We start from the raw sequence: 16,290 nt of genomic DNA, 5'->3' as shown, positions 1-16,290 counted from the left end.
AATGGATAAAAAAATATTAGTAATCAATTCGGGAAGCTCATCGCTTAAATTTCAATTGTTTGAAATGCCACAAGAAAAAGTGCTTGCGCACGGGCTTGTTGAGCGTATCGGGCTTGAGGTTTCTGCAATTCATTACAAAACAGAAAAAGGTAAATTTTCTGATGAATTAGAAATTCCAAACCACGAAGTGGCTCTGAAAGAAGTTACGGCGAGATTGCTCGACAAAGAAATCGGTGTAATCAGCAATGTAGAAGATGTGGATCTTGTAGCTCACCGTGTAGTGCATGGAGGGCAAGAGTTTACTGAAACTGTAAAAATCACAGATGAGGTAAAAGAAAAAATCAAAAGTCTTTTCCCATTGGCTCCCCTACACAATCCTGCCAATTTAAAAGGAATTGAAGTAGCCGAAAAATTATTCAGCAATGCTACACAAGTAGCTGTATTTGATACTTCATTCTTCAAAACTTTGCCAGAATTTGTATATCGTTACGCAATTCCAAAGGATAAAACCGACAAAACTGGAATTAGACTTTACGGATTCCACGGGATTTCTCACAAATATGTAACTAGAAAAGCCTACGAATACTTAAAAGATGATTCTAAAAAATTAATCACAATCCACCTCGGAAACGGCTGCTCTATGACTGCTGTGAACAAAGGTGAAGCGGTAGACCATTCTCTAGGCTATGGACCAAACGATGGACTTATCATGGGAACTCGTTGTGGATCAATCGATTCTTCTGTTGTGGTAACTTTACAACAGCAAAACAACTGGTCTCCAGAAGAAGTTTCTAATTTCTTGTCTAAAGAAAGCGGAATGAAGGGTTTAACTGGCTACAGCGATATGCGAGACATTGAATCTGAGGCAGAAAATGGAAACAAAGATTGCCAATTAGCACTAGCTATGAACACCTACCGAATCAAAAAATACATCGGTGCCTACATTGCTGCATTAAATGGCGTAGATGCACTTGTATTTACTGCGGGAATTGGTGAGAATAGTGATTTCTTTAGAGATTTATCTACCAGAGATTTAGACTATCTAGGCATCAAAATTGATCCTGAGAAAAACAAAATCCGCAGTGGCGAAGCTCGCGAAATCAATACAGAGGATTCAAAAATTAAAGTGCTTGTAATCCCGACCAACGAGGAGCTAGAAATGGCACAAGAGGCGTATAATTTATAATTATACAACTTCTTATAAATTTATTTAAAGGTGGATTTTTCTAGCTGAAAAATCCACCTTACTTTTGCATAGAATTTTTCATTTGACATAGATTTATGTACCAATATTTATTATCACTTTTTTTACTTTATTTCTTCACAGAATTCTTTATTCCGCCCGTTTTTTGGAGCAAAAATCCACTAAAACGCATTGATTCTACACTCAAATTTTTATTGCACTTGGGTATAGTTCTAGCTCTAAGTGCGCCGATTTTTTATTATTTCGGGAAATATTGGACAACCACCCTTTGGAATAGGTGCTTTTTTACTCATCGATGTCGTTCAATTTTTATTAAAACAAAAATCCTATTTTTATCGATTTTTATACTCACAAATCACCAAAATTGCCATTTTTGGCTATTTGCTATTTCCTTTATATTATAGAAGTGCAAGCGATGAACAAATATATCGCGTAGCCATTGTTCTGCTCGCTTATATAATCAATACAAGCCCTGCTTCTATTTTGATTTCGAGTTTTTTAGACCAAAAAAAATTAAATTCAAGCGATTTTTCACCGAGCAATTCTTGGGGAAAATACATTGGCGTTTTAGAAAGACTTCTTGTTGTAACCTTTATATTTTTAAACGAATTTCCACCGATTGGATTTTTAATTATAGCTAAATTTTTATATGTGATTTTTGCCAATTCGCATCGTGACAAAAACCAAATTTCACGCGAGATTACGGGAAGTTTGTTCAGTATACTATTTGCGATTTTGGTAGGTATTATTTTTAACACCTTTCTCATCTAAAAACTTTTAAAAATCATTCTTAAAAATTCCTTTATCGAAATTATATTTGCACTATGAATTGGCGAAAACTATTGGCGCCCCTATCGGCTATGTGGTGGGGAGTAACGAGTACTAGAAATTTATTATACAAAATCGGTCTATTCCCCGTAAAAAGTTTTAAAAAACCTGTAATTGTAATCGGTAATTTATCGACTGGCGGAACAGGAAAAACACCACATACCGTGTATGTACTAGATTTGCTTAGAAAAAATTACCGAGTAGCCGCACTCAGCCGTGGCTATGGCCGCAGAACTTCGGGATTTTTGGTAGCAAACTACGATTCCAATGCGCGACAAATCGGCGATGAACCTATGATGTTTTTTCATCGATTTAAAAATAGAATTGTCGTGAGTGTGGGAGAAAATCGTGTAGAAGCTATTAAGGAATTATTTCAGCGATTTGCCTTAGATGTTGTGGTTTTAGATGATGCTTTTCAGCATCGTGCACTCAAGGCTGGATTTTATATTTTGCTCACCGATTACAATGAGTTGTATAGCAGAGATTATGTGCTGCCAATGGGAAACCTGCGCGAGCCACGCAGTGGTGCCAAGCGTGCTAATGTAATTGTAGTTACAAAATGCCCGCCTGATTTAAGCGAAGAAGAAAAAGAAAAAATTAAACGAGAATTGAAATTATTGCCAGAGCAAGAAGTCTTCTTTTCTCACATAAATTATAGTGATACGATATTCAATATTTCGTTTAATGCAGACATTCGCCAAGCAGAAGATTGCCATGCGTTACTTATCACGGGAATTGCAAAAAGCGATGATTTAGTAAAACATGCAAAAAGCAAATTTGTTTCGGTGAAACATTTAAAATATCCTGATCATTACGACTTTAAACCTAATGACATCAAAGAAATTATCGGTGCTTATGAATCCTTGCCTTCGCCTAAAATTATGTTAACAACCGAAAAAGATTACATGAGATTGAGCCAAGAGCATGGAATTGTCAAAAAATTGTACTATCTTCCGATTTCAATTGGCATCGATCAGCCAGATAAGTTTAACGAAATCATTAGCAATTATGTACAAAAAAATTCAAGAAGCAACTAATTACATTAAAGATAAAATCGGGGGAGAAATTCCTGAATTTGCGATTGTTTTAGGCTCTGGTCTTGGGGCTTTGAAAGATGAAATCAAGCCAATCGTAAAAATCCCTTACACCGAAATTCCTGATTTTCCGCAAACTACGGTAAAAGGACACAACGGAGAGCTTATTTTTGGTACGCTTGAGGGCAAAAAAGTGCTTCTAATGGCGGGTAGATTCCACTACTATGAGGGCTACAGCATGAAAGAGGTAACTTTTCCTTTCCGAGTTTTTCATCTTTTAGGCATCAAGAACTTAATCGTTTCTAATGCTTCTGGCGGAGTGAATCCAGATTTTAAAGTAGGTGATGTTATGGTGATTAGAGATCATATCAACATGTTTCCAGAGCACCCGTTGAGAGGACAAAACATGGAAGAATTTGGTCCTCGTTTCCCAGAAATGAGCAAGGCTTATGATTATGATTTTATTGCCAAATTTGACGAAATCGCTAAAAGAGAAAATATCGATATTAAAAAAGGTGTGTATGTAGGCTTGCAAGGTCCTACCTTTGAAACTCCTGCCGAATACGGAATGGTGCGAATCTTGGGCGGTGACGCAGTAGGAATGAGTACTGTGCCAGAAGTGATTGTGGCAAGACACCAAGGAATGCGTGTGGCAGCACTTTCTGTCATCACCGATTTGGGTGGACCAGAAATCAGTATTCCAGTTTCTCATGAAGAAGTGCTGAATGCCGCAAATGTTGCAATGCCAAATGTGATTAAATTAGTGAAATCTCTCGTAGCAGAAAATTAATAAAAATTGAATTTTTATATAATTAAAAAAGGAAGTTTGCACAAACTTCCTTTTTTTGTTTTTCTATAAGTCGATTATTTCGCCGATTTTGGGCACTCGATTAGGATTCTTATGAAATACGCAATTCTCAGCGAGTTTAGTTTCGTGTGCTACGCGATCCGACAAGTCTCCGATTTCATATATTTTAGGTACAAAATCAATTATTTGCTTTTCGGGATTAAGCACTTCTTCATACTGCACACCTATATCAGTTACAAATTCTGTGTTGCCATTCGTCAAAACGACCGAACGGAAAATAATATCAATGGCTTTGTTATCATTTTGCGGAATTGCATGATAAACTTCTAAAGCATCTTCTGAAATTTCATTATTAAACGCAATATTATACAATCCTGCCAAAATTCCAAAAGCTGTAATTTTTCTTGTTTCGTTTCGTTGATAATCATTTGGAAAATGTCCCGACTCAAATAAAATAATTGGAATTCCCCATTTTTGAAAATTGTCTCCAGTAGCTTTTGGATAAAACTCATCACTAAAACGAGCAATATTCCGACGATACATTTGTAAACTTTTATAAATTTCACTTACATAATGAATCGATTGTTTACGAGATTCTGAAATAGTCCCTTTATTATCAAATACAGGAGCTAAAAGGGAAAGAGTGGCAGAATGTTTCGTGTTGTAAACATTAAATATAGTTCGCTGGTCGTGCAAATTAAATAAACATTTGTAAACTTTAGATTTCACTTGTCTTTGTAAAGCTTGCATTTCAGGACTTGCCAATTGTAAAAAATCTCTGTTTACATCAATCCCCATTGCATTTCTTCGGGTATAGGCATACGCCCCATCAGGATTTAATTGGGGAATAAATTCTATCTGAATTTTCTGCAATAATTCATCTGAAAATTCTTTAAAATTGGGATTTGTGAGCAGTTTAAAGATATCAAACATCGCACGCGTAGCACTACTCTCATTACCATGCATTTGGCTCCATAGCAACACTTTATTCTCACCTGTTCCCAATGTCAATTTATAAATCGGTCTATCTTGAAACGATTGACCTATGATTTCGGATTGATACGCATTTCTTTGTATCAAATCCTCAACAATATGAGGCAGTAAATAACGAAGATCTAAGCCACTTTCCTTCCATTGCTCATATTGATTGAATATATTTTCTAAATTCATAAAGTAAAGATACTAATTTGATTTTAATTAGAATTAAAGTTTACATTTTACAATAATTAAAAAAGTTCACATCACGAAAAAATATATCGAAATGCTATTTTGTCAGTTTAAAATATTATTTTTAATAAATATACAATTTAAATATTTAAAAATATAAATATGAGCATTTTACATCATTTAATTAAAGTTTAATATTAGATTTACTTTAAACGAAAATAGCTGAAAACATATTTTAATATTGTAAAATATTTTTTATATTTGTATATGGACTACAAGAAAGTTATCGAAAATATTTTAGAAGTTTACAATCTTAACGCAGCAGAATTTGCTGAAAAAATTGATGTACAACGCTCCTCTATCTCGCATATCCTATCGGGAAGAAATAATCCTAGCCTTGATTTTTTACTAAAAGTAAAAGAAAAATTTCCTGAGCTAAGATGGGAATATCTTATGTTAAAAAAATTACCGATGTATGAAATTGAAAATAAAGTAATTATGAGTAAAAAAACGGAAAATAACCCGATTTTACCTTCTTTATTTGACGATATTCCATACAGAAGTGTACCAGAAGACGAAATATCGCCAAATACAAGCGTTAAAAATGAAGAAATTCAAGAAGAGAAAAAGGCTACTCCTGCTCTACCCTCTCCGAAAAAAGAACCTCAAGAGCAAAATGTGGTAGCTACCAAAAAAGAAAAGCAAATCACACGAGTAATTTGCTTTTACAATGATGGCAGCTTCGAAAGCTTCGAACCAAGTCTTTAAATATCTTTTCGGTAACTTTTGCGACGCTTGTGGTTCACAGGATCATAATCCTTCCACAAAGTTTGTATACTCTTATTTTCTGCTAATTCTGGATTGGTTTCTAAATATGAAATTCCATACTTTTTGAAAGTTTTATACATCTCAGAGAAAATAATCGCTGTAACGCCTTTGCCTTGATACTCAGGATCTATCCCGATTAAATAAAAGGCGGCTGCGTCGTTTTTCTTGCTGGCTTTCCAGAAATGGTACCAGCCAAATGGGAACAATTTTCCGTTTGCTTTTTGCAATGCTTTTGAGTACGAAGGCATTGTGATTGCAAAAGCAATCATTCGTCCTGCTTCGTCTTCTATCACAGTTACAAAATCTGGAATTACGAAATTGATGTATTTATCCTTATAGTGCTGAATTTGCTTTTTAGTAATTGGTACATAACTACTTAGATGCCCGTAAGTTTTGTCAAGCAACTCAAACATCGGATCTACAATTTGTAATAAATCTTGCTTAGATTTTAAATCTCTAACCTTGATTTTATATCGTTTTTGGATTAAATCCGTAAATTTATTCAATTTTTCGGGCAAAGTCTCGGGCATATAGAGCTCGTATTCTACCCATTCTTTGGCTGTTTCAAAGCCGTGCGCTAGCAAATGCTCCTCGTAATAGGGATGATTGTACAGCGTCACCATAGTCGCCACTTTGTCAAACCCTTTGGTGAGCAATCCTGCACGATCGAGATTGGTAAGCCCTACGGGACCTTCGATTTCTTTCAAGCCCTCTGCTCTACCAAATTCTATGGCTTTTTCAAGCAATTTTTGGCTCACTTCTTTATCGTCAATAAAATCAAACCAACCGAATCTTGCTCTCGGAACGCCCTGTTCTTTAACCTCTTGGTAATTAATCATTGCTGCAATACGCCCCACGATTTCGCCATTTTTGTATGCCAAAAAATACTTGGACTTTGCTTTTCCTTCTCGGTACAATTCATTTTTATCGTGGCTCAGTGCTGCAATTTCTTCGCTAATCAAAGGTGGAACATAATAGGGATTCTCCTTATACATTCGCATAGGAAATTGTATAAACTGCTTTAAATCAATTGTATTGCTTACTTCTTTTATTTCTATTGCCATTCCGTTTTTCCTTTAATTAAACAACAAAAATACACTTTTTAATTATGCTAAAAAAATGATATTTTGGGTTATCTTACTGCCTTTACAACAAAGTCCAAATCAACCATACTGAAAAGATGAAATTTAGAATCATCAAATAATTACCAATTTGCTTATAATTTGTAGAAACATCTTTTTTCTTGGTTTGCCAAAAGCAAATAATTGCCGTTAAACTCAGTAAAATAAGCAGATAAGTCCCGTCAATAATTGCGGGAAAATAGCTATTGAAAAGATTTACAGATTCTTCAAAAGAATGTGCACCTTGGGTAGAAATTCCGATCCATAAAGCAATATAAAATGCTACGATAAGGCTACAAATAACCCCGATGATAAATAATGTCTTTTTCTTCATAGCTTAAAATTTGCTACGAATATAAGTAATAAATCTTAATTTTTTAACTCTCTTAGCAATTTTCCCACCACAATTTTATCCACAGGAAGACTCATATCTTCAGGCGATAATTGGTCTAAATTTATCCAATTTACCTCTTCAATATTTTTATCAATAATTTGCAAATCACTTATATTTTTGCAAGAAATTTTATAATACACAGTAAAAAGTTGCTCATTGGTTTTAAATTTAGAACGAATGAAATCTTCTTGCACATAAAAAAGTTCAGCTTGGTCGAGCGTCAAATTCAGCTCTTCTTTTAATTCGCGTGCCAGACACTGCAAAGTCCCTTCGCCAAACTCCAAACCACCGCCCGGCATTTTATACAGAATCTCTCCCCAAAATGGCTCTTTCAGCCTCATTAATTGATTGTTATGAATCAAAATTCCATAAACTCTAATCGTGAATGCGTCTAATCTTTCCATGCGTTTATCATTTCTCGTTTGCCTGGAGGTCCAGGTTTCTTTTCCACTCTAAAACCTACCGCTTTCAAAGCGCGTTTGGTATCGCCATTGCAGGCATAGGTGGTAAATAATCCGTTCTTTTTAAGTGATTTATATATTTTTTCAAAAATCGATTCGTGCCATAATTCTGGTTGTACTCGTTTCCCAAAAGCATCAAAATATACCAAATTATACATTCCCTCGGGTAACTCCATCTCTTTAAAGTCTGCTTGTTGTTTTTTTAGGCTAAAATCTGACGTGATTTCTTGGTATTCGCCCCATTCCACGGTGTGAATTTTCTCAAAAATAGGCAAAATTGCATTTTCTTCTTGCTTAAAAAATTCGGCAAAAAGTTTAGGATAATCCAATGCTTGCACCTCATCGGGCGTCATAGGATATTTTTCGAGTGTGTGGTATTTCAGCTTTTGATGTGGCGAAAGCAGTGTGAGCAAAGCGTTTAGCCCTGTTCCAAAACCAAATTCCAAAATGCTACAATCCTGTGCCGAAAATTGTGCTAAACCATTGGCTATAAACACATGTTGCGCTTCTTGTAAGGCTCCATGTTTGGAGTGATAATGTTCGTTCCACTCGGGAATATAGAGCGTTTTAGAGCCATCGGCAGTGGTTAGGATTTCTCTTTTAAGCATAGGGCTTTCAAAATTTTTATGCAATTTATAAAATTAAATGTTTAGTAATATCATATTTTTGATTAAATTTGATTGAAAATTTATTAATAAAAAATATAATCAATACATTATGAAAATTCAAAAAGTTGAAAAATCTCGTTTAACACCTGCTGTTTTTGAAAGCAAAGTTTTTGGTAAAACCTTTGCAGATCACATGCTTATCTGCGAATACAAAGATGGAAAATGGGGCGAGCCAGAAATCCGCGAATTTGGTAATTTAAGCTTTTCTCCTGCCACACACGCTTTCCACTACGGGCAAGCTTGTTTTGAGGGAATGAAGGCTTTTAAGGGTGAAAACGGAGATGTTTACTTATTCCGTCCAGATAAGAACTTTGAGCGTATCAACAAATCGGCTGAGCGTCTAGGCATGGTTTCTATTCCAGAAGAAGTGTTTATGGATGGTTTAAAGGCACTTATCGATGTAGATAGAAACTGGGTTCCAGAAACTTACGGAACTTCATTGTATGTGCGCCCTGTGCTTTTCTCTACCGAAGATGTAATTTCTGCGCGTGGATCAGAGGAATTCATGTTTGCCATTATTTGTTCTTTTGCACCAAACTACTACAACAAACCTTTGCGCGTGAAAGTGGCAGACCACTACTCTCGTGCGGCTAATGGCGGTGTAGGTTTTGCAAAAGCAGCTGGTAACTACGGAGCTTCTTTCTACCCAACTACTTTGGCTAAAGAGGAAGGTTTCGACCAAATCATCTGGACAGATGCCGCTACCCACCAGTATTTTGAAGAAGCTGGAACAATGAACATTTTTGTGCGTATCGGCGATACTTTGCTTACGGCACCTACGAGCGAAAGAATCTTGAACGGAGTAACTCGCGATAGTTTAATTACTCTGGCTAAAGAAAACGGCTGGAATGTAGAAGTGCGTCCTGTTTCTGTAAAAGAAGTTTACGAAGCACACAAGAATGGCGAATTAAAAGAAGTATTTGGTTGTGGTACTGCGGTGGTACTCAACAATTTCGAAGCCATCGGATACCCAGAAGAAGTACTCGAATTGCCTAAATTAGAGGAAATTGATGCTTGGGGACCAATCCTTAAAAAACAAATGAACGAAATTCAATACGGGAAAGCGGAAGATCCGTTTGGGTGGAGAGTTCTCGTTGAGAAAAAATATTAATTTTCTAATTTTATTATTTACACAAAAAAGCCATTCAAGTTTTGAATGGCTTTTTTTATTTCAATTTCTAGCTTTTATTAAAGATTTAAAATATTGACCAAACATTGTTTGGCTTCGCCCACCGATTTTATAGGCGAAATTTTTAAAATTAAAGTATTAAAATCATTGCCTTTTAGCTTTTTTTCTTGCAAACTGCAGATAGCTGGATTTTGTGCAATAAAGGCAGGAATCTTCCTAAAATTCTCGGTTTCAAAGAATGGAGACTGCGGATTGCTAATGAAATAACAAAGCATTTTATTCTGTTTTAAAACAATTTTTTCAATGCCTAATTTTTTAGCCTCCCATTTCAACTCTACCGATTCAAGCAATTCCTCGACTTCGGCAGGCATTTCGCCAAATCGGTCGATAAGTTCCTCGGTATAAGCCTTTAGCTGCTCAGGCGTTTCTATTTCAGCCAAACGCTGATACAGCACCATACGCTCCTCAACATTGTTCACATATTCATACGGAATCAAAATTTCGGTGTCGGCATCTAAATTAAAATCTGAAACAAAATCTTGCTGTTTTTGATTTTCATCATTGAATAAATCTTTGAAATCATCGGAATATTTTAATTCTTCAATGGCTTCGTTCAAGATTTTTTGATAAGTATCAAATCCCATTTCTGCCATAAATCCGCTTTGTTCCGCTCCGAGCAAATTCCCTGCACCACGAATTTCCAAATCTTTCATCGCTATATTAAATCCTGAGCCCAAATCGCTGAATTGCTCTATGGCTTGCAATCTTTTTCGTGCCTCGTTGGTAAGCGTTACCAGCGGCGGCGTGATTAGGTAGCAAAAGGCTTTTCGGTTGCTTCGCCCTACCCGTCCGCGCATTTGGTGTAATTCTGCCAAACCATAATTTTGCGCGTCTACAATCAGCATTGTATTGGCATTCGGCACATCTACACCACTTTCCACAATCGTGGTAGAAACTAGAATATCGTATTTACCATCCATGAAATCGAGCAAGATTTTTTCTAATTTCTTGCCCTCCATTTGTCCGTGTCCCACGGCGATTTTAGCCTCAGGGATTAATCGCTGAAGCATGCCCGCCATTTCTTGCAAACCTGCGATTCGGTTGTAAATCACAAAGACTTGTCCGCCTCGCTGAATTTCGTAAAACACCGCATCTCTAATCGCCTCTTCGTTTAGCCCTATGATTTGCGTTTGCACAGGTTGGCGGTTAGGCGGTGGCGTTTTAATCACGCTTAAATCTCGTGCTGCCATCAGCGAGAATTGCAAAGTACGCGGAATCGGTGTTGCCGTAAGCGTAAGCGTATCCAGATGCGCACGCAGGGTCTTTAATTTATCTTTGACAGACACCCCGAATTTATGTTCCTCGTCTATAATTAGCAAACCTAAATCTTTATACTTGATTTTATTGTTCACCAATTGATGTGTCCCGATAATGATATCAATTTTCCCCGCTTCTAAATCCTTTAAAATTGCGTTTTTTTCCTTGGTGGTTCTAAATCGGTTAAGATACTCCACACGCACGGGAAAGTCTTTTAAACGCTCTTTAAATGTGTTATAATGCTGAAAAGCCAAAATAGTCGTAGGCACCAAAATCGCCACTTGCTTGCCATCGGTTGCTGCCTTGAATGCCGCACGCACCGCTACTTCAGTTTTGCCAAAACCTACATCACCACACACGAGCCTGTCCATTGAACGACTGCTTTCCATATCGGCTTTTACATCTTCGGTGGCTTTGAGCTGATCTGGCGTGTCTTCGTACATAAAAGATGCCTCCAGCTCGTTTTGCAAATATGTATCTGGCGAAAAGCTAAAGCCTTTTTCCATTTTTCGTTTGGCGTAAAGCTTAATTAAATCAAAGGCGACTTCTTTTACTTTTCGTTTAGTTTTATTTTTAAGATTTCGCCATGCGGGCGAACCTAATTTATTGATTTTTGGCTCTTTGCCGTCTTTCCCGTTGAATTTGCTAATTTTATGCAGCGAGTGAATGCTCACATACAGCACATCGTTGTCTTGATAAATAAGCTTAATGCTTTCCTGCATTTTACCATTGACATCGATACGCTTGAGCCCGCCAAATTTCCCCACGCCGTGGTCTATATGCGTAACATAATCGCCCACTTGCAATGCCGTAAGCTCTTTGAGCGTAATGCTCTCGCTTTTAGAGAATTTATTTCTTAAATTAAATCGATGATAGCGTTCAAAAATTTGGTGATCGGTAAAGCAACAAATCTTAGCATCATGATGAATATAGCCCTCGTGCAAAGTGCCTAAAACAGGCGTAAAATGCACTTCCTTGCCCATGTCTGAAAAGATTTCCTCAAAACGCTGAATTTGCTTTTCTCCCGAACAAAAAATATAGTTTTTATAGCCCTGCTCATGTTGTTGCTCAAGGGTTTCTATCAACAATTCAAATTGTTTATTAAAGGTAGGTTGCGGCGATTGGTGCAACTCAAAAACATCAACTGGAGTAAATAAAGTTTGGTGCGAAAATTCAATTAAAAATTTATTTTTTAACTGATTTTCAATCTCTTCTGCTGTGTTAAATAAATCTTCGGGCGACAAATGCTGGATTTCTCCCGATAAATTTTCAAAATTTTCTTGGGCTAAATCAAAGTTTTTGGCAATATGATCTTGCGATAAAATCAGATTTTTGGCAAATATCAAAGTGCTTTTAGGCAAAAAGTCTAAAAAAGATTGTCTTTTCTCGGTCAAGGTTTTGTTTTCCATGTTAGGAATCACCGTAAAACTATTGACTTTCTCCACCGAAAGCTGACTCTCTAAATCGAATTTTCTGATGCTTTCTACCTCATCACCAAAAAACGAAATTCTATACGGCTGGTCATCTGAAAATGAGAAAATATCCACAATTCCGCCTCGCACTGAAAATTCGCCAGGCTCAGTCACAAAATCCGTGCGATGAAAATCATATGAAAACAAAACTTCGTTTAAAAACTCTACCGAAAGCTTCTCTCCTACTTTGATTTTCTGCGTTTTAGTGTTCAGTGTTTTTTTGGTAACTACCTTCTCGGTCAGTGCCTGTGCGGTGGTTACCATAATATGTGTTTTGGTTGAATTGGCTAATTTATTGAGCACTTCGGTACGCAACACCACATTGGCATTATTGGTCTGTTCAATCTCGTAAGGACGACGATGAGACGCGGGAAAATATAACACTTTTTCTTTCCCAAACACGCTTTCAAGTTCGTTGAGTGTATAAGCCGCCTCCTCGGTATCGTTAAAGATTAAAAGTATATTTTTCTTGGTTTGATTAAAAACCGCCGCCGTCAAAAGACTAAAATACGAGCCCACCAAGCCCTTGATTTGCAGATTGCTATGTGCTTGTTTTTCTACAAATTGCACGAGCGAATGCACCAAATCGCTAGATTGATGCTCATTATACCACTGTTGGATTGTAATTTCTTTCAAAACGAGACAAAGATACGGCATCACGATTGAAATGCCACAAAATAGAGCATAAGATTACAAAAAAACAAGTGATTATGTCGTGATATTCTATAAATTAGATTAATCTTTTAGCCTAAATTTTATAAGGGGTAATACAAAAAATGCAGTGCGAAATAGTGATAAATAAAGGGAGGTCGCAAAACCCTACCGTTATTTATCGCTATTTTACCGCTATTGAAACGATATTTTTTATCTTACTAAATAACGATACAGCCGTTAAAACCGCTATTTTAGTACTAAAATAGCCGCTTATTCCGATATTACATCATTGTATTTATCCTTATTGAGGCTTTTATTAAGGCGATGGCGCTTATATCCCTTGCCAGTACATCTTTTGGCTGGAGGTGCTGGTTTTGGCTTACAAGTTTTAAATACTCTCCCCCTAACTCGGATTTTTGAACATATTTAACGGTAATATATTCTTCCCACTCATCTACACGATAGGATAGTAAGTACATTTCTCCGTAAAAAATTGAATCTAAGGGCATTTCTTTATATAAAACAATATCGCCGCTTTTAAGCAGCGGATACATACTATCTCCTGTAACAAAGATAGCCCCGTCGCATTTAGGCAGGTTAGGGATCTTAATGGTGTCTAATATTGCGGCGGAAGATTTACCGCCGGAAAAAAGCTCTTTTAGCCCCATAGTGGCCTCAAAATTATACAGAGGCACTTCTTGTATATGGCTAAGCGCATCTCGTGTTTTGCGATTAGTGGGCAGGCTACTGATAGCATAAGCCCTTTCTTCCTCATTGAAAAAAGCAACATTCTCGTTTTCCTCTTCATTTGTTAGTAAATTTTGCACATTTCGTTTTCTAACATTTTCACTAACATTTATACTAACATTTTTTTTGTTAGTATTTTCTGCATTTTTGGTTTTTTCCTCTTTTTCCGAAGTGTAACCTTTTTTGAATTTTTCGTTTGTTACACTTTTGGTTATACTTTGAGTTATACTTTTATTGTATAACTTTTTTTGCACATTTGGTTTTTGCCCAATCACCATTTCTCCTATATCATTTAAAAGCCAATTAAGATTAATTTCAAACTTATTTGAAATATCATTTATTATGTCTATTGATGGTTTCTTATTTGGGTCTTTAAGTCTATTAATCTTTTCGGAAGAGGTATAACCTAAGCCGTTTATTGAAAAATCGTTTATAGAATTATATCCGTAGTACTCAGATATTTGTATTATTTTTTCAAATAAGTTTGATTTTTTGTCTCTCATTTGTTTGTGTGTTTCAAATAAGTTTGTGTATTTGCATTGTCAATTTAAAGCAAAGGTATGAATAAAAATAAAACACTCGCCAAGGCTATCAAAGAAAAACATCAGACGCCTTACCAAAAGCTGGCGGAAGCCTTTAATACTTCGCCTATATATATTGGACAAATTGCACGAGGCGAAAGAATGCCTATCAGAGGCAAAGGGCTTAAAATAAAACAGGAATTAGAGAAACTTATAAATCAATAAAAAATGAAAAAGTGGTTATTAAAAAAAGTGTTTAGCGTAAAAGTAGAAGTATGCGCTAGATGGAATGATGTGAGGCTCTCAATGGTGAGGGAAACGCTGTGTGTGTTCGGTGTCGGGGTTTACTCCCGTTATAGAGAGGCTAATTATAGTGATATTGAAAGGTATTTAGGGATTTAAAAAATTTAATTATGACAAAGAAAGCGAAGAAACTACTAAGAAAGCTCCACAAAGAATTAAATAATAAGGAGGCTTGCAATCTCTATTTGGTAATAGAAAATGCGAATACTGGAGCGTTAAAGCCTATTCTCTGCTACACGCACAAAGAGCCACTGGCTGAGGGAGAAAAAAAGGCCTTTGCGATGAAAGCAAAATTTATAACAAAAGCAGCGATAAAACCTAAGGTAATCTCTCAGGGATATGTTTATGTGCCAATAACTCCAAAGGAGTAAAATAATTACTCTATGATTTGAATTCTATGAAATAACGAAAAATATATTAATGCCTCTGAAAATCTAAGGACTTTCTGCTTATGAATATTTTCATAGTTAATTTCAATTTCGTAAAAGCCGCCGAGGTCTTCAATTTCATAAGAATTACAATGGAATGATTTGAGAAAATTTTTAATAGCCTCTAAACAAATTTCATTTTCAGCATAGGAAATAGAGCCAAATCTAAGGCAACAATGATAATTAAATTTATTCATATCACTATAATTTTTGATTAGACAGCACAAACCTAACGAAGTGGTTCGCCGTAAGGCAAATATAGTGATTTTCTCCCGACAGGCAGGCACTGAGGTTCGAGCCCCCAGCGGGAACTAAACATCAAAAGTTAAACACCCGATGAACGAACCTATTACAATAAGTAAAACACTTAATATAAATGAAAATAAGTAAACCCACTCGCAAACGGAAAGCAAGTTATCGTACTTTGAAGCGATTACTAATGTTTTATTATGATTTAACCCGAGAGAGAGTTTGGATATATATTCCTGCCAATCTTCCTCCATACTACGAAATTGCTTTAATGCGATTATTAGGAATGTTGACGAGGCAAGGATGCTCAATAATACCGTTGAGAATACTACCACAAAAAAGAGATTACCACGAGCTTCTTCTTGGACAAATGCGACAATTAATGCAAGAAAGGCGGATGAGGCGGAGACGAAGTGTTTGGCTAAATCTATTCGCAAGGATTGTATTTTTTCTTTGAGTTTTAAAAGTTGATTTACAGCTTCATAAAACTGATTATTTTCCATACGATTAAAATTTATAGTTCACAACAAATGTATGGAAATTTCACCTAACGGAAAACTACTCCGTTAGGTTTCCCGAAAAGCATACACCGTGAGGCAGGTACACGGCGGGAACAAAATTTAAAAATATTTAATCTAATGAAATCAACTCAAAAGTATAGCTGGATAAAGAGCAAAAATTCCGGTATAAGCTTGAAAATAGGACCATATCGTCTGCATTTGCACATTGGAATTTTAGCAGAAAAGTGTGTTCAAATTTCGGAGGAAGATGCCAGCAAAGATATTGAACGCAATGATAATCAGGAGCGTGTTGAGCAGCTTCTTTTGAGTGTTTGTACACTTCCGCGAAAAAACGCTCAGCGTGCAAAGTGTTCATTAAAGTCATAAACTTTTTTACATCAGAGAAAGTGTGTGATTTTTTATCCGACAGATAAGAAATTTTAAATAAGAGCATAAT

The 16,290-nt window shown here is 36.1% G+C and carries 18 protein-coding genes; 9 read left to right on the top strand and 9 right to left on the bottom strand.

The features are described 5' to 3' along the window. Position 1: 1 nt before the first annotated feature. The 4 genes from ORNRH_RS11055 to ORNRH_RS11040 all read left to right on the top strand — a co-directional run bounded on the left by ORNRH_RS11055 (position 2) and on the right by ORNRH_RS11040 (position 3,856). Positions 2–1,186 carry an acetate/propionate family kinase gene (locus tag ORNRH_RS11055; RefSeq protein ID WP_014791925.1) on the top strand — a complete coding sequence of 395 codons (1,185 nt, stop codon included), beginning with the start codon at positions 2–4 and terminating at the stop codon, positions 1,184–1,186. Positions 1,187–1,426: 240 nt separating this feature from the next. Continuing rightward, positions 1,427–1,975: a hypothetical protein gene (locus ORNRH_RS11050; protein WP_036602203.1), complete on the top strand. Its 549-nt coding sequence runs from the start codon at positions 1,427–1,429 to the stop codon at positions 1,973–1,975. Positions 1,976–2,028: 53 nt separating this feature from the next. Next, the gene (lpxK, locus tag ORNRH_RS11045; RefSeq protein ID WP_014791923.1) at positions 2,029–3,069 is read left to right on the top strand and encodes a tetraacyldisaccharide 4'-kinase; all 1,041 of its coding nucleotides are present in this window, start codon (positions 2,029–2,031) and stop codon (positions 3,067–3,069) included. Further along, complete coding sequence (locus ORNRH_RS11040) at positions 3,041–3,856, top strand: purine-nucleoside phosphorylase (RefSeq protein WP_014791922.1); 816 nt, start codon at positions 3,041–3,043, stop codon at positions 3,854–3,856. The genes lpxK and ORNRH_RS11040 overlap by 29 nt, the downstream gene beginning before the upstream one ends. A gap of 63 nt (positions 3,857–3,919) precedes the next feature. Here the strand turns inward: ORNRH_RS11040 and ORNRH_RS11035 are convergent, their stop codons facing one another. After that, the gene (locus tag ORNRH_RS11035) at positions 3,920–5,044 is read right to left on the bottom strand and encodes a M14 family zinc carboxypeptidase (RefSeq protein ID WP_014791921.1); all 1,125 of its coding nucleotides are present in this window, start codon (positions 5,042–5,044) and stop codon (positions 3,920–3,922) included. Between the two features lie 264 nt (positions 5,045–5,308). Here ORNRH_RS11035 and ORNRH_RS11030 point away from each other — a divergent pair, with 264 nt between their 5' ends. Continuing rightward, positions 5,309–5,809: a helix-turn-helix transcriptional regulator gene (locus ORNRH_RS11030; protein ID WP_014791920.1), complete on the top strand. Its 501-nt coding sequence runs from the start codon at positions 5,309–5,311 to the stop codon at positions 5,807–5,809. Here ORNRH_RS11030 and ORNRH_RS11025 read toward each other — a convergent pair. The 4 genes from ORNRH_RS11025 to mnmD all read right to left on the bottom strand — a co-directional run bounded on the left by ORNRH_RS11025 (position 5,806) and on the right by mnmD (position 8,453). Beyond that, positions 5,806–6,933, bottom strand: coding sequence for a GNAT family N-acetyltransferase (locus ORNRH_RS11025; RefSeq protein ID WP_014791919.1), 1,128 nt, complete (start codon positions 6,931–6,933; stop codon positions 5,806–5,808). The genes ORNRH_RS11030 and ORNRH_RS11025 overlap by 4 nt on opposite strands. A gap of 82 nt (positions 6,934–7,015) precedes the next feature. Then, the gene (locus ORNRH_RS11020) at positions 7,016–7,324 is read right to left on the bottom strand and encodes a hypothetical protein (RefSeq protein ID WP_014791918.1); all 309 of its coding nucleotides are present in this window, start codon (positions 7,322–7,324) and stop codon (positions 7,016–7,018) included. Positions 7,325–7,359: 35 nt separating this feature from the next. Then, positions 7,360–7,788 carry an NUDIX domain-containing protein gene (locus ORNRH_RS11015; protein ID WP_014791917.1) on the bottom strand — a complete coding sequence of 143 codons (429 nt, stop codon included), beginning with the start codon at positions 7,786–7,788 and terminating at the stop codon, positions 7,360–7,362. Continuing rightward, complete coding sequence (gene mnmD, locus ORNRH_RS11010) at positions 7,776–8,453, bottom strand: tRNA (5-methylaminomethyl-2-thiouridine)(34)-methyltransferase MnmD (protein WP_014791916.1); 678 nt, start codon at positions 8,451–8,453, stop codon at positions 7,776–7,778. Before mnmD ends, ORNRH_RS11015 begins: the two co-directional genes overlap by 13 nt. Before the next feature lie 109 nt (positions 8,454–8,562). On the opposite strand from mnmD, the gene ORNRH_RS11005 reads away from it, so the two are divergent. Next, positions 8,563–9,624 carry a branched-chain amino acid aminotransferase gene (locus ORNRH_RS11005; RefSeq protein WP_014791915.1) on the top strand — a complete coding sequence of 354 codons (1,062 nt, stop codon included), beginning with the start codon at positions 8,563–8,565 and terminating at the stop codon, positions 9,622–9,624. Between the two features lie 77 nt (positions 9,625–9,701). On the opposite strand, the gene mfd is transcribed toward ORNRH_RS11005, so the two are convergent. Both mfd and ORNRH_RS12240 read right to left on the bottom strand, forming a co-directional pair. Continuing rightward, the gene (mfd, locus tag ORNRH_RS11000; protein WP_014791914.1) at positions 9,702–13,088 is read right to left on the bottom strand and encodes a transcription-repair coupling factor; all 3,387 of its coding nucleotides are present in this window, start codon (positions 13,086–13,088) and stop codon (positions 9,702–9,704) included. 278 nt (positions 13,089–13,366) lie between these two features. Next, the gene (locus ORNRH_RS12240; protein ID WP_014791912.1) at positions 13,367–14,335 is read right to left on the bottom strand and encodes a S24 family peptidase; all 969 of its coding nucleotides are present in this window, start codon (positions 14,333–14,335) and stop codon (positions 13,367–13,369) included. A gap of 57 nt (positions 14,336–14,392) precedes the next feature. Here ORNRH_RS12240 and ORNRH_RS10990 point away from each other — a divergent pair, with 57 nt between their 5' ends. Then, a complete protein-coding gene (locus ORNRH_RS10990) occupies positions 14,393–14,578 on the top strand; it encodes a hypothetical protein (protein WP_014791911.1) in 186 nt (61 codons plus the stop codon). A 188-nt stretch (positions 14,579–14,766) separates the two neighbouring features. Next, positions 14,767–15,027 carry a hypothetical protein gene (locus tag ORNRH_RS10985; protein WP_014791909.1) on the top strand — a complete coding sequence of 87 codons (261 nt, stop codon included), beginning with the start codon at positions 14,767–14,769 and terminating at the stop codon, positions 15,025–15,027. 5 nt (positions 15,028–15,032) lie between these two features. On the opposite strand, the gene ORNRH_RS12235 is transcribed toward ORNRH_RS10985, so the two are convergent. Together ORNRH_RS12235 and ORNRH_RS10980 are read right to left on the bottom strand one after the other, a co-directional pair. Then, positions 15,033–15,281: a hypothetical protein gene (locus tag ORNRH_RS12235; protein WP_014791908.1), complete on the bottom strand. Its 249-nt coding sequence runs from the start codon at positions 15,279–15,281 to the stop codon at positions 15,033–15,035. A gap of 114 nt (positions 15,282–15,395) precedes the next feature. Then, positions 15,396–15,836 (bottom strand): hypothetical protein, encoded by a 441-nt coding sequence (locus tag ORNRH_RS10980; protein ID WP_014791907.1) that lies wholly within the window; start codon positions 15,834–15,836, stop codon positions 15,396–15,398. Between the two features lie 135 nt (positions 15,837–15,971). Here ORNRH_RS10980 and ORNRH_RS10975 point away from each other — a divergent pair, with 135 nt between their 5' ends. Further along, positions 15,972–16,220, top strand: coding sequence for a hypothetical protein (locus ORNRH_RS10975; RefSeq protein WP_014791906.1), 249 nt, complete (start codon positions 15,972–15,974; stop codon positions 16,218–16,220). Positions 16,221–16,290: the final 70 nt, after the last annotated feature.

The sequence above is a fragment of the Ornithobacterium rhinotracheale DSM 15997 genome (assembly GCF_000265465.1).
Taxonomy (GTDB): Bacteria; Bacteroidota; Bacteroidia; order Flavobacteriales; family Weeksellaceae; genus Ornithobacterium; species Ornithobacterium rhinotracheale.
This window is presented reverse-complemented; position numbering and strand designations above follow the sequence as displayed.